Below are 23831 nucleotides of genomic sequence, written 5' to 3' on the forward strand. Positions count from 1 at the left end.
CTTATTCGCCCATCAGAAATAAATAACAAGAAGGGTCCTGATGCTCTGTGGCTGATTTTATTGTCCGCCACAGAGAATGCCTCGGTGGTGTATTTCCATCACGACGTGACAATGAATGATGCGGTATCGCTGTCCTGATTATGGAATAACCGCTTATCCCCTGGATAAATAAAAGGATAGAAAAGTGAAGAGAAAGACGATCATCGCTACCCTGCTGCTCGGCTGCAGCACCGTGCCCGCTCTGCTGCTGAGCCCTTCGGCCCTGGCCGCGACCACCTACCCGGCCTGTGCCTCGGCGGCCAGCGACCCGGACGGTGACGGTTGGGGCTGGGAGAATGGCCAGAGCTGCCAGGTGGTGGCAGGGTCGGGCGGCGGCGCGACCACTTACCCGACCTGTGCCTCGGCGACCAGCGATCCGGACGGTGACGGTTGGGGCTGGGAGAATGGCCAGAGCTGCCAGGTGGTGGCAGGGTCGGGCGGCGCGACCACTTACCCGACCTGTGCCTCGGCGGCCAGCGATCCGGACGGTGACGGCTGGGGCTGGGAGAATGGCCAGAGCTGCCAGGTGGCCAGCTCCACACCGACACCGGGCTCGGGGGACATGTATGTGAAGGATGGCCAGCTTTACTCCGCCAGTGGTCAGCGCTTCATCGCCCGCGGCATCAACCTGCAGTATGGCGACAACCCGGGGGCGGCCTTCGCGGCCATCACGCCGATCGCCAATACCGGCGCCAACATAGTGCGACTGCAACTGCGCAAGCACACCACGGCCCAGGAGCTGCGCGGTGTCCTCGATGCCATCGTCGCCCGCAACATGGTCGCCATGCCCATGTACTGGGAGAGCGACGTGACCTGCCAGAGCAACCCGCAGCCGCTGCAGACCGCCGTCGACTCGCTCTGGCTCGGCAGCTGGAAGGCCGTGATGCAGGATCCCAAGTACAAGGGCAAGATCCTGCTTAACATCGCCAATGAATGGGGTGAGGATACCAACAATTACGCCGACTTTATCACCACCTACAAGGGGCTCATCAAGGGACTGCGCGATGGCGGCTATACCATGCCGCTGGTGATCGATGCGGCCCACTGCGGCCAGTACGTGCAGAGCTTCCTCTCGGGTCGTGGCAGCGAGTTGCTCAATGCCGATGCCAGCAAGAACCTGCTGTTCTCCCTGCACGCCTACCACTGGCTCTGGGACACGCCTGCCGAGATCGATGCCGCCATTGCCCAGATGAAGGCGCAGAACCTGGCATTCCTGTTTGGCGAGTTCGGAGACAAGCGCTTCCAGGCCCCCAACAACGTCGATCACTATTATCTGCTTGGCAAGGCGCAGAGCGAGTCGGTAGGGTGGATCGCCTGGTCCTGGAAGGGGAATGGTGCCGGGGAAGAGGAGGTGCTAGACATGTCCTACGACTACGGCAGCATGGATCTCTCCCCAAGGGGAAATGACATCGTGTTCGGTGAGGCCGGCATTCGCCAGACGGCGTCCGCACTGCAATAGCATCTGGCTCACAGGGCGGGAGTCTGGAGGTTCCCGCCCCGTTGGGGGCATGGTAGGATGAAACCAGTTGTAAACCGGTTACCGGAATTGAACCCATGGCCAATATTACCGATGTGTCGCGTCTTGCGAATGTGTCCAAAGCCACCGTTTCCCGTGTTCTGAGCGGCTCGCGCGGCGTGCGGGAAGAGAGTCGCCTGGCCGTGCTGCAGGCTGCCGAGCAGCTGAATTTTCGACCCAATGCCACGGCCCGCTCTCTGGCGACCCAGGCGACGGATTGCGTGGGGATCATCCTCTCTTCCCAGCTTGGCAACCGGCTGGCCAGCATGCTGCCACTGCTGGAAGGGGCGCTGACCAAGGCGGGCAAGAGCATGCTGGTGCGCTTCGCCGACGAGGCGGAGCAACAGCAGCGGGCGGTCGATGAGCTGTTGGGGGGGCGTTGTGACGGCGTGCTGGTGCTGGGAGCCAAGCAATCCCTGGCGCCGGACGAGCGCCTCATCCAGCTCGATGGGGTGAGCGATTCGGACAACCTCAATCTCTGCTACGACCTGACGTTTGCCACCGAGAGCGCCTGCCGCTTCCTGCTTGGCAAGGGGCATCGCCAGTTGGTGCTGATGCTGGACGACAAGCTGTCGCCGGCGGGCAAGAGTGCCATCACGGGCTATCAGCAGGCACTGCAGCAGCAATCCCTGCCCTACAACGGCCAATTGGTGATCGACGGTGCCGACAACCAGCAGGCGCTGCTCGGCCTGCTCAACCGCTATCTGCCCTTCACCGCCCTGGTGGTGCAGCAGGATGCCCAGGCGGCCGATGCCATGCGACTGCTGCGTGAGTTCAACCTCCACGTTCCCCAGGATGTGTCCGTCATCAGCCTGGAGGGGGCCACCCTGGCAAGCCAGCTGACTCCGCCATTGACCTGCATCGAATACCCGAGTGAACGGCTGGCCCAGGAGAGCGTGCGCGTGCTGCTGGCACAGCTGGCACAAGGCCTGCGTCCGGCCGACGAACCGCAGAAGTTCCAGGGGCGTCTGGTGGTGCGTGAGTCGGTACTGGCCCGCTAGGGCTTGACCTTGCTGCGGCCGTCAGCTTTAGGCTGGGGGGACATTCAGAGAGGAGATTACCCATGACCATCGAACTCACCGTTTCCGGCATGTCCTGTGGTGGCTGTGCCGCCAGCCTGCAAAAAGCGTTGTTGGCCCAGCCTGCCGTCAGCACCGCCAGCGTCGACTTTGCCAGCCGCAAGGCCGTTATCGAGAGCGAGCTGGGCAAGGCGGAGCTGATCGCCCTAGTCGAGGCCAGTGGCTTCACCGCGGAATGACTTATCACCTAAGTGGTAAAAAACAGACCAATATTCTGTTTAATTCTTTTTATTGGTGAGAACGATCACTTAAATTCCGTTTAAAAAGAATAAAAATGCTGCAATCAACCCATAAGAAGGATTGCAGCATGACCCTCCCTATCCGCAAGACCCTGCTCGCCGCCGTGCTCGGTATGACCCTCTCCCCCATGGCCATGGCGCTGCCGAACGTGCACATACTGGCCACCGGTGGCACCATCGCCGGTGCCGGCCAGTCCGCCACCCAGTCCAACTACGAGGCGGGCAAGGTTGCCATCGAGACGCTGATCGCCGCTGTGCCCGAGATGAAAAACGTGGCCGACGTGCAGGGTGAGCAGGTGGTCAAGATCGGCTCCCAGGACATGAACGACGAGGTGTGGCTCACGCTCGCCAAGCGGGTCAACGCGCTGCTGGCCAGGGATGATGTGGACGGCATCGTCATCACCCACGGCACCGACACCATGGAGGAGACCGCCTACTTCCTCAATCTGACCGTCAAGAGCGACAAGCCGGTGGTGCTGGTGGGCGCCATGCGCCCCTCCACCGCCATGAGCGCCGACGGCCCGATGAACCTCTACAACGCCGTGGTGACCGCCTCCGACCCCGCCTCAAAGGGACGTGGCGTCATGGTAGCGATGAACGACACCGTGTTGGATGCCCGCGACGTCACCAAGACCAACACCACAGGAGTGCAGACCTTCGCCTCCCCCAACTTCGGCCCGCTCGGCTACATCCACAACGGCAAGATCGACTACCAGCGCAGCCCGGCCCGTCTGCATACCAGCAAGACCCCGTTCGACGTGAGCAAGCTCGACAAGTTGCCCCAGGTCGGCATCGTCTACAGCTACGCCAACGCCTCGGATCTGCCGGCCAAGGCCCTGGTGGATGCCAAGTTTGACGGCATCGTCAGCGCCGGGGTGGGCAACGGCAACCTCTACCACACCCTGTTCGACACCCTGGCCAAGGCGAGCAAGGACGGCATTCGCGTGGTGCGCTCCGCCCGCGTGCCGACCGGCTCGACCACCCTGGATGCGGAGATCGATGATGCCAAGTACGGCTTCGTCGCCGCCGAGACCCTCAACCCGCAGAAAGCGCGGGTGCTGCTGATGCTCGCCCTGACCCAGAGCAAGGATCCGGCCCAGATCCAGCGCTGGTTCCAGCAGTTCTGAGACCTCGGATCGGTCTGATTGACACTACCCCGTGAGATGAAGGGCAGGATGGGATCCTGCCCTTTCTTGTTGCGCCAGAGGCAGAGGCCGGCCCTCAGCTCATCATCAGCCAGCCGCAGAAACCCAGGTAAACCAGCCCCACCAGGGCGAGCCTGCCCGCCGTCATCCGCTCACGACTGAACCCCCACCACAGCAGCGCGACCGCCAGCAGAGTGACCAGGGAGGAGGCCATCATGGTGCTATCCAGCAGCCAGGGGGTGAACAGCAGGCAGAACGCCTTGGGAATGGTGCCCTGGATCATCATGGCCCCCGAGATATTGGCCAGTGCCAGCCGGTGTTTGCCCTGCCGCACCCAGATGAGCACGTTCATCAGCTCGGGCATTTCGGTGGCCACCGGGCTCAGCAACAGGGCCGCCAGCACCGGAGAGAGACCGAACAGCTCGCCCATGCTCTCCAGCTGGTGAACGAACAGCTGGGCCGCCAGCGCCACCACACCGAGCGCCACCAGGGTTTGCAGCAGCACATTGTCGAGCGCCGGGATCCTGGCGTGCGGATCCAGCTTGAGGGGGGAGGGCAATTCGGCATCGTGGCTGTCGGTCTGTTTCAGCTCACGTCGCACATAGAGGAGGTACATCAGCACGAACAGGGGGGCCAGCCAGGTTTTACCGGTGAAGACCACCATGCCAAGCAGCACGGCCAGCAGGAAGATGCCGGCAAACCAGGCCTGATCGCGGCCTATCTCCCGCTGCACCTCGCCATTGATGGCTCTGTGCTCCCGGCTCATGCACAGCAGCAGGGTCACGCCGACGGCAGCATAGCCTATGGTAGCCAGCACCAGGGGACCGCCGAGGGCCGCACCTATGCCTATCTGCTGCTGGGCGGGGGCATCCCCCATCAGCAGGGCGGTCAGGGTGACGATGCATTCGGGCAGGGCCGTGCCGAGGGCAGCCAGCAGAGAACCGGTGGCGCTTTGGGACAGTTTGAAATGATGGCCGGTCCATTCGATGCCGTTGACGAAGTATTCGCAGGCCAGATAGATGGTGACGGCAGAGATCAGAAATAACAGCAGGGTGATCAGCATGATGAGTAACCGCCAGGCGAGCAGAACAACCGATGGACCCGATACGGCTCGCCCGGCTGGCGTGCATATCGAGGCCAAAGGTCTTGCAGGACGATAGGTGCTATCGCCGCCCATGCCATGGATCTGTGGATCCAAGAGTGTTGACATGGGCCCTGCCCGGATTTCGGGCGGGTTGCTACTCCCCAGTGACAGTGCGGGCTTTTTACCAAGTGGCTCGGTGAGGCGCAAGGCCAACAGGGGATGATCCGCGCGACAAGTTGTAAAAGGATGTGACAACCCCTCGACTCTCCCGTCCGGGATCCTGATCTTTTTACGGGGATCCTTGTGCTGGCACAGCGATTGCTACGAGTTGGCTACTGTCCACATTGACTTGGGAAGGGTGAACGATGAAACGGTGGATCCAACATTTTTACCAGCTTAATCGCCTCAACTGGCTGATGGTCTGGCTGCTGCTTTGCTGCAGCATCATCCTGCTGTTTCCGGCCGGATTGATGAAAGGCGCCGTGAGCCAGTGGGCCACGGCTCATGCGGCCTGGCTTGGGGTCGGCATGTTGATCGCCATCTCCTATTTCTGCAGTCAGGGCTTCCTGATCGCCTGGGAGTGGGCCTGTGACGAGTGGCAGTCCCGCCGCCAGCAGGATCAACTGGCCCAGATGATTGGCTTCCTCGACTTCAACGAGAAGGCGGTGCTGCGGGAGTTCGTACTGCAACGGAAAAGCGTCATAAACCTGCCGATCACCGAACCCGCCGTCAAAAACCTGATGGATGCCGGCGTGCTCACCTACGCCTACGGCAAGCCGGCGCGAGAGAAGGAAGACGAGAACCAGATCCGCGCCCTGATGATCGCCCTGCCGGCGCGCCCTCTGCTGACCTACAAGGTTCTGGGGCTGTCGCGGGGCAAGATGAGCGACGAGCAGGTGGAGCAGATCATGAACGCCAGGCCCAAATTCGCGCAGAAAAGCCTCCAGCGCTGACCTTCTCCCCCCATGAAAGAAAAGAGCCGGACATCTGTTCCGGCTCTTTGCTGTCTGGCGTTGCTTATTCGGTTCTGGCCTTGAGGTAGCCGGCGTAGTCGGGCACCTGGACGCTGAATGCCTGCTGCATGTGCGGGCTGTCCATGATGAAGTCCGCCGTCGCCTCGTTGGTGGCGACCGGGATGTTCCAGACAGCCGCGAGGCGCAGCAGGGCCTTGACGTCAGGATCGTGGGCGGCGGGATTGAGGGGATCCCAGAAGAAGATCATCACGTCTATCTTCCCTTCGGCGATGAGGGCGCCGAGCTGCTGATCCCCTCCCATGGGGCCGGAGAAGAGGCAGGTAATGGGTAGCTGCGCCTTCTTGCCGAGCAGGGTGCCCGTGGTGCCGGTCGCATAGAGATGGTGGAGCTTGAGCTCCTCCTTGCGGCGCAGCACCCAGTTCAGCAGAGGGGCTTTCATGTTGTCGTGAGCCACCAGGGCAACCCGTTTGTGGGGCGCCATCTCGCGTGCAATCAGTTCCATGGAGGTCATCCGTAGCAAAATGATGGGAATGGGGTCGTATCCTAATCGAAAGCGGCGCCTGCCGCTGCCCCATGCATCGTAACTGTGATCCCTGAGGCGGTTCAATCCGGCGCCTGCCAGCTTGACAGCCTCTGGCCTGCCTTGTCAGCAACCAGGTTGGCTACCGTATCGTTGGGCAAGATCTCTGCCGCTGGTGCCATGAAAAAACCCGCCTGGGCGGGTTGGGATTGTCTCTTGATGTCATCGCGATTCAGGATGACTCGGCATGGAGCTGGGATTGCTGGTAGTTTTCCAGACCGATACGGGCGATGAGATCGAGTTGGGTTTCCAGCCAGTCCACATGCTCCTCTTCATCTTCCAGGATCTCCTGGAACAGGTCGCGGCTGACGTAGTCCTGCACAGACTCGGCATAGGTGATGGCGACTTTCAGGTCGGGGATGGCGTCCATCTCCAGAGACAAGTCACAGCGCAGCATCTCTTCCACCGTCTCACCGATGCGCAGCTTGCCCAGATCCTGCAAGTTGGGCAGCCCTTCCAGAAACAGCACCCGCTTGACCAGCTCGTCGGCATGTTTCATCTCATCGATGGATTCGTGATACTCCTTGTGCCCCAGCCCCTTGAGGCCCCAGTCATCATAGATGCGGGCATGCAGGAAGTATTGGTTGATGGCAACCAGCTCATTGGCCAGCACCTTGTTGAGGTGGGCAATGATTTTGGGATCTCCTTTCATCGACATTACTCCTCGTTTTCGAGCCTAGGCAACGATCACTAGAGCTTAGTCCAGAAACATGACCATAACGTGATGGGGAAAGTCGTCCCCTGGAGGGCAGAAGGAGAGATGAAGACGAGAAGTCGGCGGTTTTACGCCACTTCGTAATAGAGCGGTGCCTGCTCTGACTCCATCTTGTCGATTTCGGTAGCGATGATCTCCATCGCCATGCGCACACATTTACCACATTGGGCACCGACTTCCAGCGACTGTTTCAACTGTCGGAATTCAGTCTTGCCTGCCTGTACCGCCTTGCGGATCTGGTTATCTGTGATGCCGCGGCACAAACACACGTACATAATCTGGACCTCATGCTGGAATGAGATGAAATCTAAATGAGAATGGTTCGTAGTGCAAAGAACGAATGGTAATAAGATCCCGTGCTTGCCAGTGATTCCACCCTTGGGGAGAATGCCTTTATCAGAGAGGATGCGAACATGTTCAAAAAACTATTCAATGCCCTGTTCAAGGGAGAGATCGCCCAGAGCCCCGAGGTTGAGCCCATCGAATACATGGGCTATCTCATCTATCCCGAGCCCATGGCGGAAGGGGGGCAATACAGGCTGGCAGGTCGCATCACCAGGGAGATAGACGGGCAGTTACAGACCCATCGCTTCATCCGCTCCGATCTCTTTGCCAACCCGGCGGATGCCGAGCGCTTCATGGTGCAAAAGGCCCATACCTTCATCGACCAGATGGGGGAGCGCATGTTTGAACCCCGCGTGAAGCCAGACGCCAGCCCAGCTCCATGATGTCAGCCGAGCTGCTCGCCTTGCGCCACGCTATCGCTTCTGCCGGCGAGCGGCGTCTGATCTGGCTGGAAGGGGAGGAGGATGACTGCATCGTTCGTGCCGAATCCTTGCTGTGGGGGGCTGTATTCTGGCTGGGGCAGGGTCCTGAGCGTCATGCTCCGCAGCCTGCCGCCAAGGCGCTTCAACGGCTCGGTCAGGAGTGCGACACCTTGGTATTCAATGCCTTCAGCGGCTTTCATCCCGATGCATTCGGTGCCTTGGCGGGGACATTGAGGGCTGGGGGGTTCTTGCTTCTGCTGACCCCGCCGCGGGAGGTATGGCCGACCTACCCAGACCCTGATCGTCAGAGGCTGGTCGCCCAGCCAGAGGAGGCCGATCGTGCCGGGCAGGGGTTCATCTCCCGTCTGGTACGGTTGCTGGCAGAAGATCCGGCACGAGATCTGACGACTGCCTCTTGTGATTTTACCTGGCAGCCTCTCGACGGGGACCGGCCGTTGAGCGCGGATCAAGCCCGTGCGCTGCCCGCTATCCACAACGTGCTGCACGGTCATCGCCGCCGCCCCCTGGTGCTGAGCGCCGATCGCGGTCGTGGCAAGAGCGCCGTGCTGGGGCTGGCGAGCGCCGACTTGCTGAGTCGGGATCCGGCCTTGACGATAGCGGTGACTGCCCCTTCCCACGCTACAGTGGCGACACTTTTTGCCCATGCAGAGCGCGCGCTGGCAGAGATGCCTGAGCGGCTGGCCGGTCTGAGCTATGTGTCCCCTGATCGGGTGGCTCAAGGAGACGTACTGGCGGATCTGCTGCTGGTGGATGAGGCCGCCGCTATCCCGACCCCACTGCTGGAGGCCATGCTGGCCCGTCACAGTCGCATTGTCTTCGCTACAACGGAGCACGGCTATGAGGGGACGGGGCGCGGCTTTCATCTGCGCTTCAAGAGGGTACTCGATGAGCAAACCCCGGATTGGCAGGAGCTGCGCCTGGTGGAGCCCATTCGCTGGAGCCTGAGCGATCCGCTGGAGCCTCTGATCTTCCGGCTCCTTGGCCTGAATGCTGACATATCGGCACCTCATCCCCCGACATCACAGACCTGGCGCCAGGTCGGACAAGATGAACTGGCCCGTGATGACGCGCTGCTCAATCGGGTGTTCGGCCTGCTCGTACTGGCTCACTACCAGACCAGCCCCAGTGATCTGCGGTATTTGCTGGAGGGGCCGGATCTCGACATTCATCTGATGGAGCAGGGACAGGAGTTGCTCGGGGTGGCGCTGGTCGCGCGGGAGGGCAATATACCCCCTGATCTGGCGCACGCGATCTGGGCCGGACGAAGGCGCCCTCGTGGACATCTGCTGCCCCAGTCGCTGCTGGCCCACGCCGGTTTCGTGACGGCGGGGGAGCGCTCTTATGCCAGGGTGATGCGCATCGCCATCCATCCTGCCCTTCATCGTCTCGGGCTGGGGTCTTGGTTGCTGGACAAGCTGGTATCACATTATCGGGCATTAGGGGTCGATTATCTGGGATCTGCCTTCTCCGCCAGTCCAGATCTGCTGCCATTCTGGCTCAAGGCGGGATTGAAGGTGCTGCGTCTTGGTCTGCAGCGCGATGCGGCCAGCGGCAGTCATGCAGCTTTGCTGCTGATGCCGTTGCAATCGGAATATCACGCCGAGCTGGCGCAATGGCGACAGCGTTTCATGAGCCAGTTGCCGGCCCTGCTGGCGGGTGAACTCAAGAGGCTGGATACCGAACTGGTCTGGCTATCCCTCAGAGGCGGACCTGTCACTCATGTGCCGGATCTGGATGAATTCGAGCATCGGGAACTCGATTGTTTTGCCCACCATCACAAGCCATTCGAATTGTGCCAGGCGACACTGCAACGCTGGCTACTCCGGCGAGTGATGATGCTGGATGCGTTGAGTCAGGATGAACGACGGTTGCTGATTGCCACCATCTGGCAATATGCGCCCTGGTCAGAGCTGGCTGCCCGACAGGGTGTCGCGGGCAAACCCGCCCTGATAAAAGCATTGCGCTCCCTGCTGGCCAGACTGCTGGCTCAGCAAGCCCCAGCGGGCTGACCCCGCCTCTGGCACGGCAGAAAACCACGGAGCCCGGGAGGAACCAATGGACCCTCCGGGTTCTGCACATCGATTCGACTCACCATGGCTGAAGCTCTCTCCGTTCAAGGCGCGGCCACCCCGGGACCCGTTTCTCCCTCTTCCCTGCTCGCGTTTTGCCCATTGCCACTGCTCTGATGAGCCTGGTCAGGGCTGTCTGCATTTTGGTTTTTTCTGAATATGGACTAATACTTGAATGTGAAATGAATTTTAATAAATGCATTATTTTCAGATGGTTAACGTCGGGTGTATTGAATGCAGGCCATCTTCTCCAACGTGCACAGGGAGTGCAATGTGAGAAACGATGCAGCTCAGGCAGGTGCCGGAATGATGATGTGGTTCATCAGCAGCAGCGCCTTTGCCAATGAGATCCGGTTCAACATGACGCGCGGGGCGACCGCCATCAGCCAGCAGGTCTATGACCTGCACATGACGATTTTCTATATCTGTTGCGTCATCGGTCTGCTCGTCTTCGGCATCATGTTCTGGTCCATCGTGCACCATCGAAAATCGCGCGGTGCCAAAGCCGCCCAGTTTCACGAAAGCACCCGCATCGAGTTGCTGTGGACGGCCATCCCCGTGTTGATACTGATCGCGATGGCGGCACCGGCAACCTCGACCCTGTTGAAGATGGAGGATACCTCCAAGGCCGATCTCACCGTCCTCGTCACGGGCTCGCAATGGAAATGGCATTACAAATACCTAGAGTATCCAGTGGCGTTTTATTCCCTGCTGGCGACCAGCAAACAGCAGATCTCCGGTGATGCCCCCAAGGGCGGCAATTATCTGCTGGAGGTGGATAACCCTCTGGTATTGCCGGTCGGCAAGAAGATCCGTTTCCTGATGACCTCGGACGATGTCATTCACTCCTGGTGGGTTCCCGCCTTCGCCGTTAAAAAAGACGCCAATCCTGGCTACATCAACGAGTCCTGGACCCGGATCGACAAGCCGGGCACCTATCGTGGGCAGTGCGCCGAGCTGTGCGGCAAGGATCACGGTTTCATGCCTGTGGTTGTGGTGGCCAAATCCGCAGAGGAGTTCGAGAAGTGGATTGCCAGAAAGGGAGACGAGCAGGCAACTGCCAAGGCACAGCAACAGGCGCAGGCAGCGGAGACCATGACGTTGCCACAAGCCATGGCGCAGGGGGAGAAAGTCTATCTGGGGCACTGTGCGGCCTGTCATCAGCCCGCGGGTACCGGATTGCCCGGCATCTTCCCGGCGCTCAATGGCAGCAAGGTGACCACACAGGCGGACCATCGGGCCCAGCATCTGGACATCGTCCTGCATGGCAAGAGCGGCACGGCGATGCAGCCTTTTGGCAAACAGTTGACGGCGCAGGAACTGGCCGCCGTCATCACCTATGAACGCAATGCCTGGGATAACAAGACCGGCGACCTTGTACAGCCAGCCGAGGTGCAGTCCCTTCTCAACCCGGCCAATCCGGACAAGGACAAGTGAGGCGTCGGCATGAGTGATGGAATCACGGATACCCCGCACAGCGAACATGTCCACCAGCCAGCGGCCGGTCTGAGGCGCTGGCTCTACACCACCAATCACAAGGACATCGGTACTCTCTATCTGTGCTTTGCCCTCACCATGTTCTTTACCGGTGGCGCCATGGCCATGGTGATCCGGGCAGAACTGTTCCAGCCCGGACTGCAACTGGTGGAACCCCTGTTTTTCAACCAGATGACCACGGTACACGGCCTTATCATGGTCTTTGGTGCCGTCATGCCCGCCTTCACCGGCCTCGCCAACTGGCTGATCCCCATCATGATTGGGGCCCCTGACATGGCGCTGCCCCGCATGAACAACTGGAGCTTCTGGATCCTGCCGTTTGCTTTCCTCATCCTCCTGTCGAGCCTGTTTATGGAGGGAGGCGGCCCCAGTTCTGGCTGGACCTTCTATGCCCCCCTGTCCACCCAGTACAGCGGCAACAGCACGGCCCTGTTTGTCTTTGCCATTCACATCATGGGGATCTCCTCCATCATGGGGGCCATCAACGTCATCGTGACCATCTTCAACCTGCGGGCGCCGGGCATGGACTGGATGCAGATGCCGCTGTTTGTCTGGACCTGGCTCATCACGGCGTTTCTGCTCATCGCTGTCATGCCGGTGCTGGCGGCTGCGGTGACCATGGTGCTGACGGACAAGTATTTCGGGACCAGTTTCTTCGATGCGGCCGGTGGGGGGGATCCTGTCCTGTTTCAGCACATTTTCTGGTTCTTCGGGCACCCGGAAGTCTACATCATGATATTGCCGGCTTTCGGCATCGTCTCCAGCATCATTCCGACCTTCTCCCGCAAGAAGCTGTTCGGTTATCGCTCCATGGTCTATGCCACCAGCAGCATCGCCTTGCTCTCCTTCATGGTCTGGGCTCACCACATGTTCACTACCGGATTGCCCGTGGTGGCGGAGCTGTTCTTCATGTACACCACCATGCTGATCGCGGTGCCGACAGGGGTAAAGGTGTTCAACTGGCTTGCCACCATGTGGCGTGGTTCTCTGACATTCGAGACCCCCATGCTGTTTGCCATCGCCTTCATCACTCTGTTCACCATTGGCGGTTTCTCCGGGCTGATGCTGGCCATGACACCGGCTGATTTTCAGTATCACGACACCTATTTCGTAGTGGCCCATTTCCACTATGTTCTGGTGACCGGTGCCGTCTTCTCGATCCTGGCCGCTGCCTACTACTGGTTGCCGAAATGGACGGGGCACATGTATGACGAGCGGCTCGGCCAATGGCATTTCTGGTGTTCGCTCGTCTCGGTCAATGTGCTGTTTTTCCCCATGCATTTTGTCGGGCTGGCGGGCATGCCTCGCCGCATTCCCGATTACGCCCTGCAATTTGCCGACTTCAACATGCTGATCAGCCTGGGGGGCTTTGCCTTCGGCTTGTCCCAATTGCTGTTTGTCTGGGGCGTGATCAAATGCATCAGAGGCGGAGCCAAGGCGAGCGATCGGGTATGGGAGGGGGCCGAGGGGCTGGAATGGACGCTCTCTTCTCCCCCTCCTTGTCACAGTTTCCAGACTCCGCCGGATATCCGGTCGGAAGAGCGTTAGGGAGGTCATATGACCCAGGTCAGTCATGCCCCCTTGCTCAGAAAACTGGGTCTGGTCGTGCTCGCCATGTTTGGTTTTGCCTTTGCGCTGGTGCCGCTTTATGACGTCTTCTGCCGGATCACCGGCCTCAATGGCAAGACGTCTGATCAAGCGGCCAGTACGGAGCGGGCGGTGATCGACAGCAAGCGGAGCATCCAGATCGAGTTTCTTGCTCATGCGGATACCCGGATGCCGTGGGAGTTCAGCGGTGAGACGGCTCGGCTGTCGGTGCGGCCGGGGGAGGTGAAGATGGTCAACTTTCGGGTGTTCAATCCCACGGAGCGGACCATGGTGGGTCAGGCGGTCCCGTCGGTCTCTCCCGGTCCCGCCGCGGCCTATCTGAAGAAAGTGGAGTGTTTCTGTTTCAATCGCCAGGAGCTGAGGGCAGGGCAGAGCAAGCTGATGCCGCTCAAGTTCTATATCGATCCGGCACTACCGGACAGCATCAATACCATCACGCTCTCCTACTCGCTCTATGACATCACGGCGTCCGTACCTGCACCGGCACTCGCACAGAGGAAATGACCATGGCCAAGGTGAACCAGACCTATTATGTCCCGGACCAGAGTCGCTGGCCCATCATTGGTGCCATTGCACTGTTTTTCCTGGCGTTGGGGGCGGGACATCTGGTCAATGAAGTGACGAGTGGGCAGACCGGTTTCGGCCGGTATCTGATGATGGCTGGTGTCGCCCTGCTGGCATTCATGTTGTTTGGCTGGTTCCGTCACATCATCCGGGAGTCCATGACCGGGCTCTACAGCGCCCAGATGGACAGATCCTTCAGGCAGGGCATGGTCTGGTTCATCTTCTCCGAAGTGATGTTCTTTCTGGCTTTTTTCGGAGTGCTGTTCTATGCCCGCCAGCTTGCGGTGCCCTGGCTGGATGGTGCGGGCCACAGGGTGATGACGGGCCAGCTGCTGTGGCCGGATTTCACCGCTCACTGGCCCCTGCTCAAGACGCCCGGCGGGGCCACGACCCAGGCCATGCCTTGGCAGGGGATCCCCCTCATCAATACCTTGATCCTGCTTGGCTCCTCCGTGACCCTGCTGTTTGCACACATGAGTCTGGAAAACGGCAGACGCATGCGGCTCAAGGGGATGTTGCTGGCCACCGTGGTGCTCGGGCTGACATTCCTGTGGTTTCAAGGCTATGAGTATCTGCATGCCTATCGGGATCTCGGACTGCGGCTGGATTCCGGCATCTATGGCAATACCTTCTTCATTCTGACCGGGTTCCATGGACTGCACGTGCTGCTGGGCACCCTTTTCCTGACCATCATCTGGCTGCGCATCATGCTGAGGGATCATTTCACCCCACAGCGTCATTTCGCTTTCCAAGCTGCGGCCTGGTACTGGCACTTCGTCGATGTGGTCTGGCTCTGTCTGTTCGTCTTTGTCTACCTGCTTTGATGCCGTGCTCAGTAGGGGCGCGGGTTGGGTTCCAGCCAGCCCATCGCGAGAGAGAGCAGCAGCATGATGACCACCAGCAGGGAGAAGAAGACGCGCCGGCCCAGAGGTACCGACATCTTTTGCGTATTGCCTGCACTGAGCATCAGCCAGAGGGCGTGAAACAGCTGGCCGATGATGAGCAGCAGCATGAGTACCAGAACGACCTTGATCAACATCTTGGGATCCTCCTCGATATGCGCGATTCGGCTGCACGAGACAAGCGACGACCATGGCATCACAGACGCTGGTTTGTCTTGTTGTTCACTCTGGTGGTGACGGCCGGTTTGTGCAAGCTGGCGTTCTGGCAGTGGCAGCGCGGAATGGAAAAAACGGCCTGGCTGGCGCAGATGGCAAAGATGCAGCAGGCCGGGCCAAGGACATTGGCCCAGATCGACTGGCAACACCCGGAGTCACTGGATGGCCAGCCTCTGCAAGGGAAAGCCGAGTGGGTCAGCCCTTATGTCTGGTTGCTGGACAACCAGATCGTCAACGGGGAGGTTGGCTATGACGTGCTCATCCCGGTACGCGCAGAGGGGGGATCCTCACTGTTGCTGGTCAACCTGGGATGGGTGCCCGCGCCATCCGACAGGTCGCAATTGCCCAATCCCGCCATCCCCGCCGCAATGACCCTTGAAGGTGTTCTGCGCATGGCTCCCGGCGGCTTCCTGTTGGGACAGAACATAGAACCAGGCCCCTACCCGAACCGGCTGCAATCCATCAGGGTCGAGACCCTGCGACAGGCAATCGGAGCCCCGCTTGCAGACGCCGTGTTCTATCAAAGACGAACCCCATTCCTCTATCACTACCAGCACAATGTCATGCCTCCTGAAAAACACCGGGCCTATGCGGTGCAATGGCTCGGCTTGGCGCTGGTGGTTCTGTCAGGGGGGGTCATGCTGACAAGGAGGTGCTCCCCATGAGTGGATGGCGACGCTGGCGGGTGCCAGCGCTCTTTGCTGCGGTGATCCTGCTGCCTGTGGTGCTGGCGGCTCTGACTCTTCACCAGGGCTGGTATGAACCCGGCACGCGCAGCAAGGGGCACTGGCTGCACCAGGAGATCTACCTGTTGCAACCGCTTCCTGCCCATCAGCACCAATGGCGACTGGTCTATCTGGTGGCCCCTCGCTGCGAGGGACAATGCCGGCAGGTCCCTGTGCTGATGGTGCGCATCCAGGCCGCACTTGGCCGCAACCTGGACAAGCTGGAGCTGGTCCAGTTGACGCCACCTCACGAGGCAAACAGTGAAATGAGGGAGGGGGATATACTGCTGGTGGACGCCCGCGGGCTGGCCATCTTGCGTTACGAGGTACCCGGCAGCACGACGACCTGGCCGTTGCTTGGCAAGGCGGTACTGTCGGATCTGCAGCAACTGCTCAAGTATCAGCGTGGGGTGCAGTGACGATGCAGCCGGCATGGGACTCGCATCTTCTGGTTACTGCACGGTCAGCGAGGCGGCATATGAAGATGCACAAGAGGCTGGCCTCCGCGGCCATTGTGCTGGCAGTTCTGGTCATCGCGCTCGGTGCTTATACCCGGTTGACGGATGCCGGGCTGGCTTGCCCCGATTGGCCAGGTTGCTATGGTTCCCTTGCCATTCCCCGCGCCGAGCATGCGGAACTGGCGGCACAGCGCTATCCGGCCAGCCCGCTTGTTCCTCACAAGGCGCGCAGCGAGATGGTGCATCGCTACTTCGCCGGGGTGCTGGGAGGCGTGATTGTGCTCCTGTCCGGCTTGGGCTGGCGTACAGGCGGCCGACTGCGCCACCTCTCGCTTATCTTGCTGGTGCTGGTTGCGGGTCAGGCGACGCTGGGTATGTGGACGGTGACCCTGGCCCTGCATCCCCTGGTGGTGACCACTCATCTGCTGGGTGGCTTCGCCATCCTGACCTTGCTTTGGCTCTATCGGGCCGAATTGGCAGGCTTCCCTTCACCCCCGCCCGTACACCAGGGTGTGTCCTGGCTTGGCAGCATGGCCTGTGGCGTGCTGCTGCTGCAGATCGCGCTGGGGGGCTGGACGTCGGCGAACTATGCGGCCATGGCGTGTGTGGAGTTTCCCTTGTGCCAGGGCAACTGGCAGGCAGAGCTGAATTGGGCGCAAGCCTTTCACCTCCCCCTGGGGCACGCCAGCTATGAGTTCGGCGTGCTGGGCAAGGAGGCGCGCCAGACCATTCACATCGCCCATCGCCTGGGAGCGCTGACCACGGCCTTGCTGGTGGGGGCTTTCGCCCTCGCGCTGCTCTGCCAGCGGACCCCCCTGAGAGGGTTTGGCTGGTTGTTGCTGGGTCTGCTGACCGTGCAGATTGCCTTGGGATTGGCGAACGTCCATCTGGCCCTGCCACTGGCCAACGCCCTTGCGCACAATCTGGTGGCAGCCCACCTTCTGGTTTGCTGTGTGCTGGCGCGCGGGAGGCTCTCTGTGCCTCATCACGACCCCTTGCGACCCCCTGGGATGGTCAGGAGCCGGACATGAATGGGAGAGGGCGGGCACAGCGCTTTGCCCTCCGTCGGGTGCGCGATTATTGTCAGTTGACCAAACCAAAGGTGGTCGCCCTGCTGCTCCTGACCGCCTGGGTGGGCATGCTGCTGGCCGAGCCGACACGCGCCTCTCTGGACGAAATGATACTGGGCCTGGCGGGGATTGGACTGCTCGCTGCCGGGGCGGCGGCCATGAACCATTCTCTGGATAGCGGCATCGATGCCCGGATGCCAAGAACGCGCTGGCGCCCGGTCGCCATGGGACGGATCACGCCGGGGCAGGCGATGAGTTTTGCGATCTGTCTGGCGCTGTCGGGGTTTGTTCTGCTCCATTGGGGCGTGAATCCCCTGACTGCCTGGCTAACCCTGGCCAGCCTGTTCGGCTATGCGGTCGTCTATACCCTGCTGCTGAAGCGGGCCACGCCGCAGAATATCGTTATCGGCGGATTGGCGGGAGCCATGCCACCGCTCTTGGGCTGGACCAGCATCACGGGGCAGCTTTCGGCCGAGCCCTGGCTGCTGGTGATGATCATCTTTACCTGGACGCCGCCCCATTTCTGGTCTTTGGCCATCCATCGGCGCGATGACTATGCCGGTGCCGACATTCCCATGCTGCCCGTCACCCACGGCGCCGATTTCACCAAGACCGCCATCCTGCTCTATCTGCTGATCCTGACGCTCGTCTGTCTGCTGCCCTATCTGATCGGCATGTCGGGGCTTGTCTACCTGGTCGGCAGTCTGGGGCTGAACCTCGGATTCTGCTGGCATGGCTGGTTGTTGAAATATGAGAAGCGCCCCGGCCAGGCGATGCGCACCTTCCGTTTCTCCATCTATCACCTGATGCTGCTGTTTGGTCTGCTGATTCTGGATCACCACTGGTTGTGGCGGCTGTCATGACGTTGATGCGGGTCGAGGTCGGGTGAATGGTGACGCTGCGTCGGTGCACAGCAGGGATGCACAGACCTGATGCAAAACAAGATGGCCCCTTGGGGCCATCTTGTTTTCAGGGGGACGGAGTGGAGCCTAGAGCTTGACCATGATATGCCGCGGCACCGTGTAGTCCTCCAGCGCGTAGAGGGAGAGATCCTTGCCGTAGCCGGACATCTTCATGCCGCCATGGGGCATCTCGGAGGTGAGCATGAAGTGGGTGTTGATCCAGGTGCAGCCGTACTGCAGGTGGCTGGCCACCTTGCTGGCAAGGCTCAGATCCTTGGTCCAGACCGAGCTGGCGAGGCCGTAGTCCGAGTCGTTGGCCCACTGCACCACCTGCTCGGCGTCGCTGAAGCGGGTCACCGACACCACCGGGCCGAACACCTCCCGGCGCACGATTTCATCCTCCTGACGGGCGTGGGCGATCAGGGTCGGCTCGAAGAAGAAGCCGTTGCCGGGGCGGATCTTGCCCCCCGCCGTCACCTCCACGTGACCGCTGCTCTGGGCCCGCTCCACGAAGCTGGCCACCCGGTTGCGCTGCCGGTCCGAGATGAGCGGCCCCATCTCCACCCCCTCCTCGCGCGGACCGCCCACCTTGATGGAGGCGACCGCCTCGGTCATGGCGGCGACAAACTTGTCGTAGATCTTGCCCTGGGCGTAGATGCGGCAGGCGGCGGTGCAATCCTGGCCGGCGTTGTAGAAACCGAAGGTGCGAATGCCCGCCACCACGGCCTCCAGGTCTGCATCGTCGAAGATGATGACCGGCGCCTTGCCGCCAAGCTCCAGGTGGGTGCGCTTCATGGTGCGGGCGGCGCTCTGCAGGATCTTCTGACCGGTGGCGATGTCACCGGTGAGCGACACCATGCGCACGAGCGGGTGCTCCACCAGCGGCGCCCCCACGCTCTCGCCCCGGCCGCAGACGATGTTGATGACGCCGCGCGGGAAGAGCTCGCTGGCGAGCTCCGCCAGGCGCAGGGCGGTGAGCGGGGTCTGTTCGGAGGGCTTGAGCACCACCGTATTGCCGGCGGCGAGCACCGGGGCCATCTTCCAGGCCGCCATCATCAACGGATAGTTCCAGGGGGCGATACTGCCCACCACCCCGATGGGGTCGCGGCGGATCATGCTGGTGTGCCCCTCGATGTACTCCCCCGCCAGTGGCCCCTGCAGGCAGCGGGCGGCGCCGGCGAAGAAACGGAAGCAGTCCACCACCGCGGGCAGCTCGTCATTGAGCACCGCCAGATAGGGCTTGCCGCAGTTGAGGGATTCGAGCGCCGCAAACTCCTCGGCGTGGCGCTCGATGGCATCGGCCAGGCGCAGCAGCAGGGTGCTGCGTTGGGCCGGGGTGGTGCGGCTCCACTGGGCGAAGGCGCGCTGGGCGCCGTTCACCGCCCGGTTCACCTGCTCGAACGAGGCTTCTGGCACGGAGGCTATGAACTCCCCGGTGGCCGGGTTGAGGATGGGCTCGGCCTGGCCGTCACCGGTGACGAACTGACCGTCGATCAAAAGTTGGGTAGAGAGTTTCATGGTTGCATCCTTGCGCACGCGTTGAGTCGTTATTTGCCACTGCCGGCAACGTCCTGGCCGTCGCGGGTGAGATAGTAGGCAAGCAGAATGGGAATGGTGGTGAAGGCCACTATGATGAGGGCCACCACGTTGGTGACCGGCCTGTCCCGTGGCCGGATCAGCTCCTGATACATCCAGATCGGCAGCGTGGTCTGCTGGCCGGCGGTGAAGGTGGTGACGATCACCTCGTCAAAGCTCAGGGCAAACGCCAGCATGCCCCCCGCCAGCAGTGTCGTGGCCAGATTGGGCAGGATCACGTAGCGCAGGGTCTGGAAGCCGTCGGCACCGAGATCCATCGACGCCTCGATGAGGCTCTGGTTGGTGCGGCGAAAGCGCGCCAGGGCATTGTTGTAGACCACCACCACGCAGAAGGTGGCGTGACCGATCACGATGGTCCAGAAGCTGAAAGGGATCTCCATCACCCCGTAGGCGGAGCGCAGCGCGATGCCGGTGACGATGCCGGGCAGGGCGATGGGCAGTACCAGCAACAGCGATACCACCTCCTGGCCGAAGAAGCGGCTGCGGGCGATGGCCCCCGCCGCCAGGGTGCCGAGCACCATGGCGGCCAGCGTCGCCAGCCCCGCTACCTCCAGCGATAGCTGGATGGCGCGCCATACGTCGGGGCGGTTGAGGGTCACCTCGAACCACTTGAGGGTGAGCCCGGGCGGTGGGAACTGATAGCTCTTGCTCTCGCTGGTGAAGGCGTAGAGGAAGATGAACAGGATCGGGAAGTGCAGGAACAAGAGGCCGCCGATGGCCGCGTACTTGAGCAGGCCGGAGGGCTGGCTGCCATGGTCCCGTTTCATGGAAGTATTAGAGCGCATCGAAGGCCCCCAAGCGTTTCGCGATGGTCAGGTAGATGGCGATGATGAGGATCGGCACCAGCGAGAAGGCGGCGGCGAAGGGCAGGTTGCCCGCCGTGCCCTGCTGCATGTAGACCACCTGACCTATGTACATGGTGGAGTTGCCTATGATGCCGGGGATGATGTAGTCCCCCAGCGTCAGGGAGAAGGTGAAGATGGAGCCCGCCACCACGCCGGGCAGGGCCAGCGGCAGGATCAGGGTACGAAAGGTCTGGGCCGGGGTGGCGCCGAGATCGCCGCTCGCTTCCAGCAGGGAGCGCGGGATCCGCTCCACCGCCGCCTGGATGGGCAGGATCATGAAGGGCAGCCAGACGTAGACGAACACGATGAAGGTGCCGATGCGCGAGAACGACAGCGACGGTCCCCCGATCACCGGCAGCGAGAGGGTGGCGTCCAGCAGCCAGTCCAGTCCCAGAGTATCTACCAGCCAGCTGATGACCCCCTCCTTGGCCAGGATCAGCTTCCAGGCGTAGACCCGCACCAGATAGCTGGACCAGAGCGGCAGCATGATGCCGACGTAGAACAGGGCCCGGGTCTTGCCGCTGGTGTAGCGCGCCATGTAGTAGGCCACCGGAAAGCCGAGCAGGGCGCAGGCCAGAGTCACTAGCAGCGACATGCCGACGGTGCGCAGGATCACGTCCAGGTTCTCCGCCCGCAGCAGGGCGACGAAGTTCTGCAGCCCCAGTTCGTGGCGGATCTGGCCGCTGAACTCGTCCAGCCCGAAGAAGGCGTTGGAGAGCAGCATCAGCAGGGAGCCGACATAGATGATGCCAAGCCAGAGCAGCGGCGGCCCGAGCAGGACGGCCAGCAACAGACCCGGCCGCCCGTAGAGCAGGGTGGAAAGGCGCCGCAGCGGCCGATAGGAGAGGGGGGCAGTGGGTTGGCTCATGGCAAGGCTCGCACTGTGGGGGGCGCTCATGGTTGAGCTCTCTGAGGGGCGGTGTGCAGGCGATGGATCGCCTGCTCCGGCCAGCTGAGGCTGACCCGGGCGCCACGGGGCAGGCGGGCCTGGCCCTCGTTGGGGTGGTTGACGATAAGCTCGAGCTGCTCGCCGAGATCGACCCGGTAGCGCACGAAGGGGCCGAGATACTCCACCTCGCGCACTTCCCCGGACCAGCCCGGTGTGCCGGCCTCGGCGAGGCGGATCCGCTCCGGGCGCACCATCATCTGGCGCTCATCGCCGCACAGACGGCGGGCCTGCTCCCCCTCGAACAGGTTGACGGTGCCGACGAAGCGAACGACGAAGGGCGTGGCGGGGGCGTCGTAGACAGTATCCGGCGCGGCGATCTGCTCGATCTTGCCCTGATTGAAGATGCAGATCCGGTCGCTCATGGAGAGCGCCTCCTGCTGATCGTGGGTGACGAAGATGAAGGTGATGCCGAGCTGGCGCTGCAAGGCTTTCAGTTCGAGCTGCATCTGCTCGCGCAGCTTGAGGTCGAGCGCCCCGAGCGGTTCGTCCAGCAGCAGGATGCGCGGCTGGTTGATCAGTGCCCGGGCGATGGCGATGCGTTGGCGCTGGCCGCCGGAGAGCTGGCCCGGCTTGCGGTTGCCGACGCCGGGCAGGCGCACCAGCTCCAGCATCTCGTCCACCTTGCGGTAACGCTCCGCCTTGGCGACGCCCTTGAGCATCAGGCCATAGCCGATGTTGTCGCGCACATCCATGTTGGGAAACAGGGCGTAGTCCTGAAACACGGTATTGAGGTTGCGATCGTAGGGGGGCACGGTGGAGCAGGGCTCGCCGAACAGCCGGATCTCCCCCTCGCTCGGGTATTCGAAGCCCGCAATCATCCGCAGGCAGGTGGTCTTGCCGGAACCGCTCGGCCCCAGCAGGGTGAAAAACTCGCCAGCCGGGATCTGGAAGGAGATGTCGTCGACCGCCTTCACCTCGCCATAGTGGCGGCTGACCCGGTCAAATTGTACGGCATTCATGGGACGTCCTTGTCTGTGTGGGAAGCGGGCCGGACTCCTGTCCGGCCCCATATCGGCATTTACTGAGGCACCTCAGCGGCCACCCAGGATGGCGATATAGTCCGAGACCCAGCGGTAGTAGGGCACGCAGGTTCCCTGGCTCTTGCACTGGGAGACAGGGGTACGCCAGAAGTGAACCCGATCGAAGTTGTCGATGCCGTTGGTCTTGCACCCCTCTTTCCCGAGCAGGGCATTGCCCTCGCAGGCGGCCGGTACCACGGGCACGGAGCCGAACCAGGAGGCGAGATCCCCCTGCAGCTTGTTGTTGAGGGAGTGCTCCAGCCACTGATAGGCACAGGTGAGGTTCTTCGCCTCGCTGTGCACCATGCTGGTATCGGCCCAGCCGGTGACGCCCTCCTTGGGCACCGTCGTGGCGATAGGCTGCTTGTCGGCGATCAGGGTATTGGCCTGGAACGGCCAGGAGCCGGAGGCCACCACCCCTCGTTCTTGAAGTCGTCGATCTGGACGAAGGCATCGTGCCAGTAGCGTCCCACCAGCTTGCGCTGCTGGCGCAGGAGGTCGAGGGCGGCCTTGTACTGATCTTCGTTGGGCTCGTAAGGATCCTTGATGCCGAGCGCCGGCTGGTGGCTCATCAGATAGAGGGCGGCATCGGCGATGTGGATGGGGCCGTCGAACGCCTGTACCCGCCCCTTGTTGGACTTGCCGTCCGGCAGGGTCTGCTCCTCGAACACCACGCTCCAGGAGTCGGGCGCCTTGGGGAACACTTTGGTGTTGTACATCAAGATGTTGCCGCCCCACTGGTAGGGCACGCCGTAGTGCTTGCCGTCCACCGTGTGCCAGGGGGCATTCTGCAGGCGGGGATCAATTTTGCTGTAGCTCGGGATGAGCGCCAGGTTGAGCGCCTGCACCTTGCCGCCGGCGATGAGGCGCAGGCTGGCGTCACCGGAGGCGGTCACCAGATCGAAGCCCCCCTCGTTCATCAGCGCCACCATCTCGTCCGAGGTGGCGGCCGTCTTGACGTTGACCTTGCAGCCGGTCTCTTTCTCGAAGCCGGTCACCCAGTCGTAGTTCTTGTCGGTCTCGCCGCGCTCCACGTAGCCGGCCCAGGCCACGATGTTGAGCTGGCCTTCACCCTTGCCGAGGGTGGTGGGGGCAGCCTGGACCTGGCCTGCCAGCAGGGCGGGGATCAGGGCCAGGGTGAGGGGGGTCAGTTTCATCTTGCTCTCCTTGCTGGGGCGGGCACGGTTGTGATGCCACGCTGACAATTAACATCCTGTTAACCAGTCATGAGCGTAGGAGAAGCCGTGAGCAA

Annotated in this window: 24 protein-coding genes, 1 pseudogene and 1 riboswitch; of the genes and pseudogenes, 15 read left to right on the forward strand and 10 right to left on the reverse strand. The window is 61.7% G+C overall.

From position 1 onward, the window contains the following. Nucleotides 1–184: 184 nt before the first annotated feature. From AB5Y54_RS20395 to ansB, 4 genes are all read left to right on the forward strand, one after another. Nucleotides 185–1498 carry a carbohydrate-binding domain-containing protein gene (locus AB5Y54_RS20395; protein WP_201996610.1) on the forward strand — a complete coding sequence of 438 codons (1314 nt, stop codon included), beginning with the start codon at nt 185–187 and terminating at the stop codon, nt 1496–1498. Between the two features lie 95 nt (nt 1499–1593). Continuing rightward, entirely contained in the window at nt 1594–2556 is a 963-nt protein-coding gene (locus AB5Y54_RS20400; RefSeq protein WP_041211752.1) for a LacI family DNA-binding transcriptional regulator, read from the forward strand. 62 nt (nt 2557–2618) lie between these two features. Continuing rightward, nucleotides 2619–2813 carry a heavy-metal-associated domain-containing protein gene (locus AB5Y54_RS20405; RefSeq protein ID WP_128312930.1) on the forward strand — a complete coding sequence of 65 codons (195 nt, stop codon included), beginning with the start codon at nt 2619–2621 and terminating at the stop codon, nt 2811–2813. Nucleotides 2814–2941: 128 nt separating this feature from the next. Next, nucleotides 2942–4000: an L-asparaginase 2 gene (gene ansB, locus AB5Y54_RS20410; protein ID WP_201996608.1), complete on the forward strand. Its 1059-nt coding sequence runs from the start codon at nt 2942–2944 to the stop codon at nt 3998–4000. Between the two features lie 94 nt (nt 4001–4094). On the opposite strand, the gene AB5Y54_RS20415 is transcribed toward ansB, so the two are convergent. After that, nucleotides 4095–5081, reverse strand: a complete 987-nt coding sequence (locus tag AB5Y54_RS20415) for a sodium:calcium antiporter (RefSeq protein WP_368154257.1) — start codon at nt 5079–5081, stop codon at nt 4095–4097. Between the two features lie 89 nt (nt 5082–5170). Beyond that, a riboswitch (yybP-ykoY riboswitch) is annotated at nt 5171–5277 on the reverse strand. A gap of 190 nt (nt 5278–5467) precedes the next feature. Here AB5Y54_RS20415 and AB5Y54_RS20420 point away from each other — a divergent pair. Then, on the forward strand, nt 5468–6055 hold the full coding sequence (locus AB5Y54_RS20420; RefSeq protein WP_041213974.1) for a superinfection exclusion B family protein: 588 nt from the start codon (nt 5468–5470) through the stop codon (nt 6053–6055). A gap of 64 nt (nt 6056–6119) precedes the next feature. On the opposite strand, the gene AB5Y54_RS20425 is transcribed toward AB5Y54_RS20420, so the two are convergent. From AB5Y54_RS20425 to AB5Y54_RS20435, 3 genes are all read right to left on the reverse strand, one after another. Continuing rightward, nucleotides 6120–6578 carry a methylglyoxal synthase gene (locus AB5Y54_RS20425; RefSeq protein WP_041211864.1) on the reverse strand — a complete coding sequence of 153 codons (459 nt, stop codon included), beginning with the start codon at nt 6576–6578 and terminating at the stop codon, nt 6120–6122. Nucleotides 6579–6828: 250 nt separating this feature from the next. Further along, nucleotides 6829–7308 (reverse strand): bacterioferritin, encoded by a 480-nt coding sequence (gene bfr, locus AB5Y54_RS20430; RefSeq protein ID WP_010675778.1) that lies wholly within the window; start codon nt 7306–7308, stop codon nt 6829–6831. Nucleotides 7309–7439: 131 nt separating this feature from the next. Continuing rightward, nucleotides 7440–7646: a bacterioferritin-associated ferredoxin gene (locus AB5Y54_RS20435; RefSeq protein ID WP_010675777.1), complete on the reverse strand. Its 207-nt coding sequence runs from the start codon at nt 7644–7646 to the stop codon at nt 7440–7442. A gap of 138 nt (nt 7647–7784) precedes the next feature. Here AB5Y54_RS20435 and AB5Y54_RS20440 point away from each other — a divergent pair, with 138 nt between their 5' ends. The 6 genes from AB5Y54_RS20440 to AB5Y54_RS20465 all read left to right on the forward strand — a co-directional run bounded on the left by AB5Y54_RS20440 (nt 7785) and on the right by AB5Y54_RS20465 (nt 14721). Further along, the gene (locus AB5Y54_RS20440) at nt 7785–8099 is read left to right on the forward strand and encodes an HlyU family transcriptional regulator (protein WP_041211748.1); all 315 of its coding nucleotides are present in this window, start codon (nt 7785–7787) and stop codon (nt 8097–8099) included. Continuing rightward, nucleotides 8096–10168: a tRNA(Met) cytidine acetyltransferase TmcA gene (locus AB5Y54_RS20445; RefSeq protein ID WP_368154258.1), complete on the forward strand. Its 2073-nt coding sequence runs from the start codon at nt 8096–8098 to the stop codon at nt 10166–10168. The genes AB5Y54_RS20440 and AB5Y54_RS20445 overlap by 4 nt, the downstream gene beginning before the upstream one ends. A 366-nt stretch (nt 10169–10534) precedes the next feature. Next, nucleotides 10535–11665, forward strand: a complete 1131-nt coding sequence (coxB, locus tag AB5Y54_RS20450; RefSeq protein ID WP_223931077.1) for a cytochrome c oxidase subunit II — start codon at nt 10535–10537, stop codon at nt 11663–11665. A gap of 9 nt (nt 11666–11674) precedes the next feature. After that, entirely contained in the window at nt 11675–13273 is a 1599-nt protein-coding gene (gene ctaD / locus AB5Y54_RS20455; RefSeq protein WP_368154259.1) for a cytochrome c oxidase subunit I, read from the forward strand. A gap of 9 nt (nt 13274–13282) precedes the next feature. After that, nucleotides 13283–13837 (forward strand): cytochrome c oxidase assembly protein, encoded by a 555-nt coding sequence (locus AB5Y54_RS20460; protein WP_368154260.1) that lies wholly within the window; start codon nt 13283–13285, stop codon nt 13835–13837. A 2-nt stretch (nt 13838–13839) separates the two neighbouring features. Beyond that, nucleotides 13840–14721 carry a cytochrome c oxidase subunit 3 gene (locus AB5Y54_RS20465; protein ID WP_368154261.1) on the forward strand — a complete coding sequence of 294 codons (882 nt, stop codon included), beginning with the start codon at nt 13840–13842 and terminating at the stop codon, nt 14719–14721. An 8-nt stretch (nt 14722–14729) separates the two neighbouring features. Here AB5Y54_RS20465 and AB5Y54_RS20470 read toward each other — a convergent pair whose 3' ends face one another. Beyond that, nucleotides 14730–14936, reverse strand: coding sequence for a DUF2909 family protein (locus AB5Y54_RS20470; RefSeq protein WP_103243764.1), 207 nt, complete (start codon nt 14934–14936; stop codon nt 14730–14732). Nucleotides 14937–15014: 78 nt separating this feature from the next. Between AB5Y54_RS20470 and AB5Y54_RS20475 the strand changes: the two genes are divergently transcribed. Genes AB5Y54_RS20475 through cyoE form a run of 4 tightly spaced genes read left to right on the forward strand, consistent with a single transcriptional unit; the run spans nt 15015 to nt 18131 of the window. Further along, the gene (locus tag AB5Y54_RS20475; RefSeq protein WP_235713153.1) at nt 15015–15680 is read left to right on the forward strand and encodes an SURF1 family protein; all 666 of its coding nucleotides are present in this window, start codon (nt 15015–15017) and stop codon (nt 15678–15680) included. Beyond that, nucleotides 15677–16159 (forward strand): hypothetical protein, encoded by a 483-nt coding sequence (locus AB5Y54_RS20480; protein WP_368154262.1) that lies wholly within the window; start codon nt 15677–15679, stop codon nt 16157–16159. The genes AB5Y54_RS20475 and AB5Y54_RS20480 overlap by 4 nt, the downstream gene beginning before the upstream one ends. Before the next feature lie 59 nt (nt 16160–16218). Continuing rightward, a complete protein-coding gene (locus AB5Y54_RS20485) occupies nt 16219–17229 on the forward strand; it encodes a heme A synthase (RefSeq protein ID WP_368154263.1) in 1011 nt (336 codons plus the stop codon). Then, the gene (gene cyoE, locus AB5Y54_RS20490; RefSeq protein ID WP_368154264.1) at nt 17226–18131 is read left to right on the forward strand and encodes a heme o synthase; all 906 of its coding nucleotides are present in this window, start codon (nt 17226–17228) and stop codon (nt 18129–18131) included. Before AB5Y54_RS20485 ends, cyoE begins: the two co-directional genes overlap by 4 nt. Before the next feature lie 126 nt (nt 18132–18257). Here cyoE and AB5Y54_RS20495 read toward each other — a convergent pair whose 3' ends face one another. The 5 genes and pseudogenes from AB5Y54_RS20495 to AB5Y54_RS20515 form a co-directional block, all read right to left on the reverse strand. Further along, entirely contained in the window at nt 18258–19688 is a 1431-nt protein-coding gene (locus AB5Y54_RS20495) for a gamma-aminobutyraldehyde dehydrogenase (protein WP_270671947.1), read from the reverse strand. Nucleotides 19689–19717: 29 nt separating this feature from the next. Next, nucleotides 19718–20533, reverse strand: a complete 816-nt coding sequence (locus AB5Y54_RS20500) for an ABC transporter permease (RefSeq protein ID WP_368154275.1) — start codon at nt 20531–20533, stop codon at nt 19718–19720. A gap of 7 nt (nt 20534–20540) precedes the next feature. After that, the gene (locus tag AB5Y54_RS20505; protein WP_368154265.1) at nt 20541–21509 is read right to left on the reverse strand and encodes an ABC transporter permease; all 969 of its coding nucleotides are present in this window, start codon (nt 21507–21509) and stop codon (nt 20541–20543) included. Further along, entirely contained in the window at nt 21506–22519 is a 1014-nt protein-coding gene (locus AB5Y54_RS20510) for an ABC transporter ATP-binding protein (RefSeq protein ID WP_368154266.1), read from the reverse strand. The genes AB5Y54_RS20505 and AB5Y54_RS20510 overlap by 4 nt, the downstream gene beginning before the upstream one ends. 72 nt (nt 22520–22591) lie before the next feature. Further along, nucleotides 22592–23736: pseudogene (locus AB5Y54_RS20515) on the reverse strand (ABC transporter substrate-binding protein). Between the last annotated feature and the right edge of the window lie 95 nt (nt 23737–23831).

This window comes from Aeromonas sp. s9, assembly GCF_040907765.1.
Lineage (GTDB): Bacteria > Pseudomonadota > Gammaproteobacteria > Enterobacterales > Aeromonadaceae > Aeromonas > Aeromonas caviae.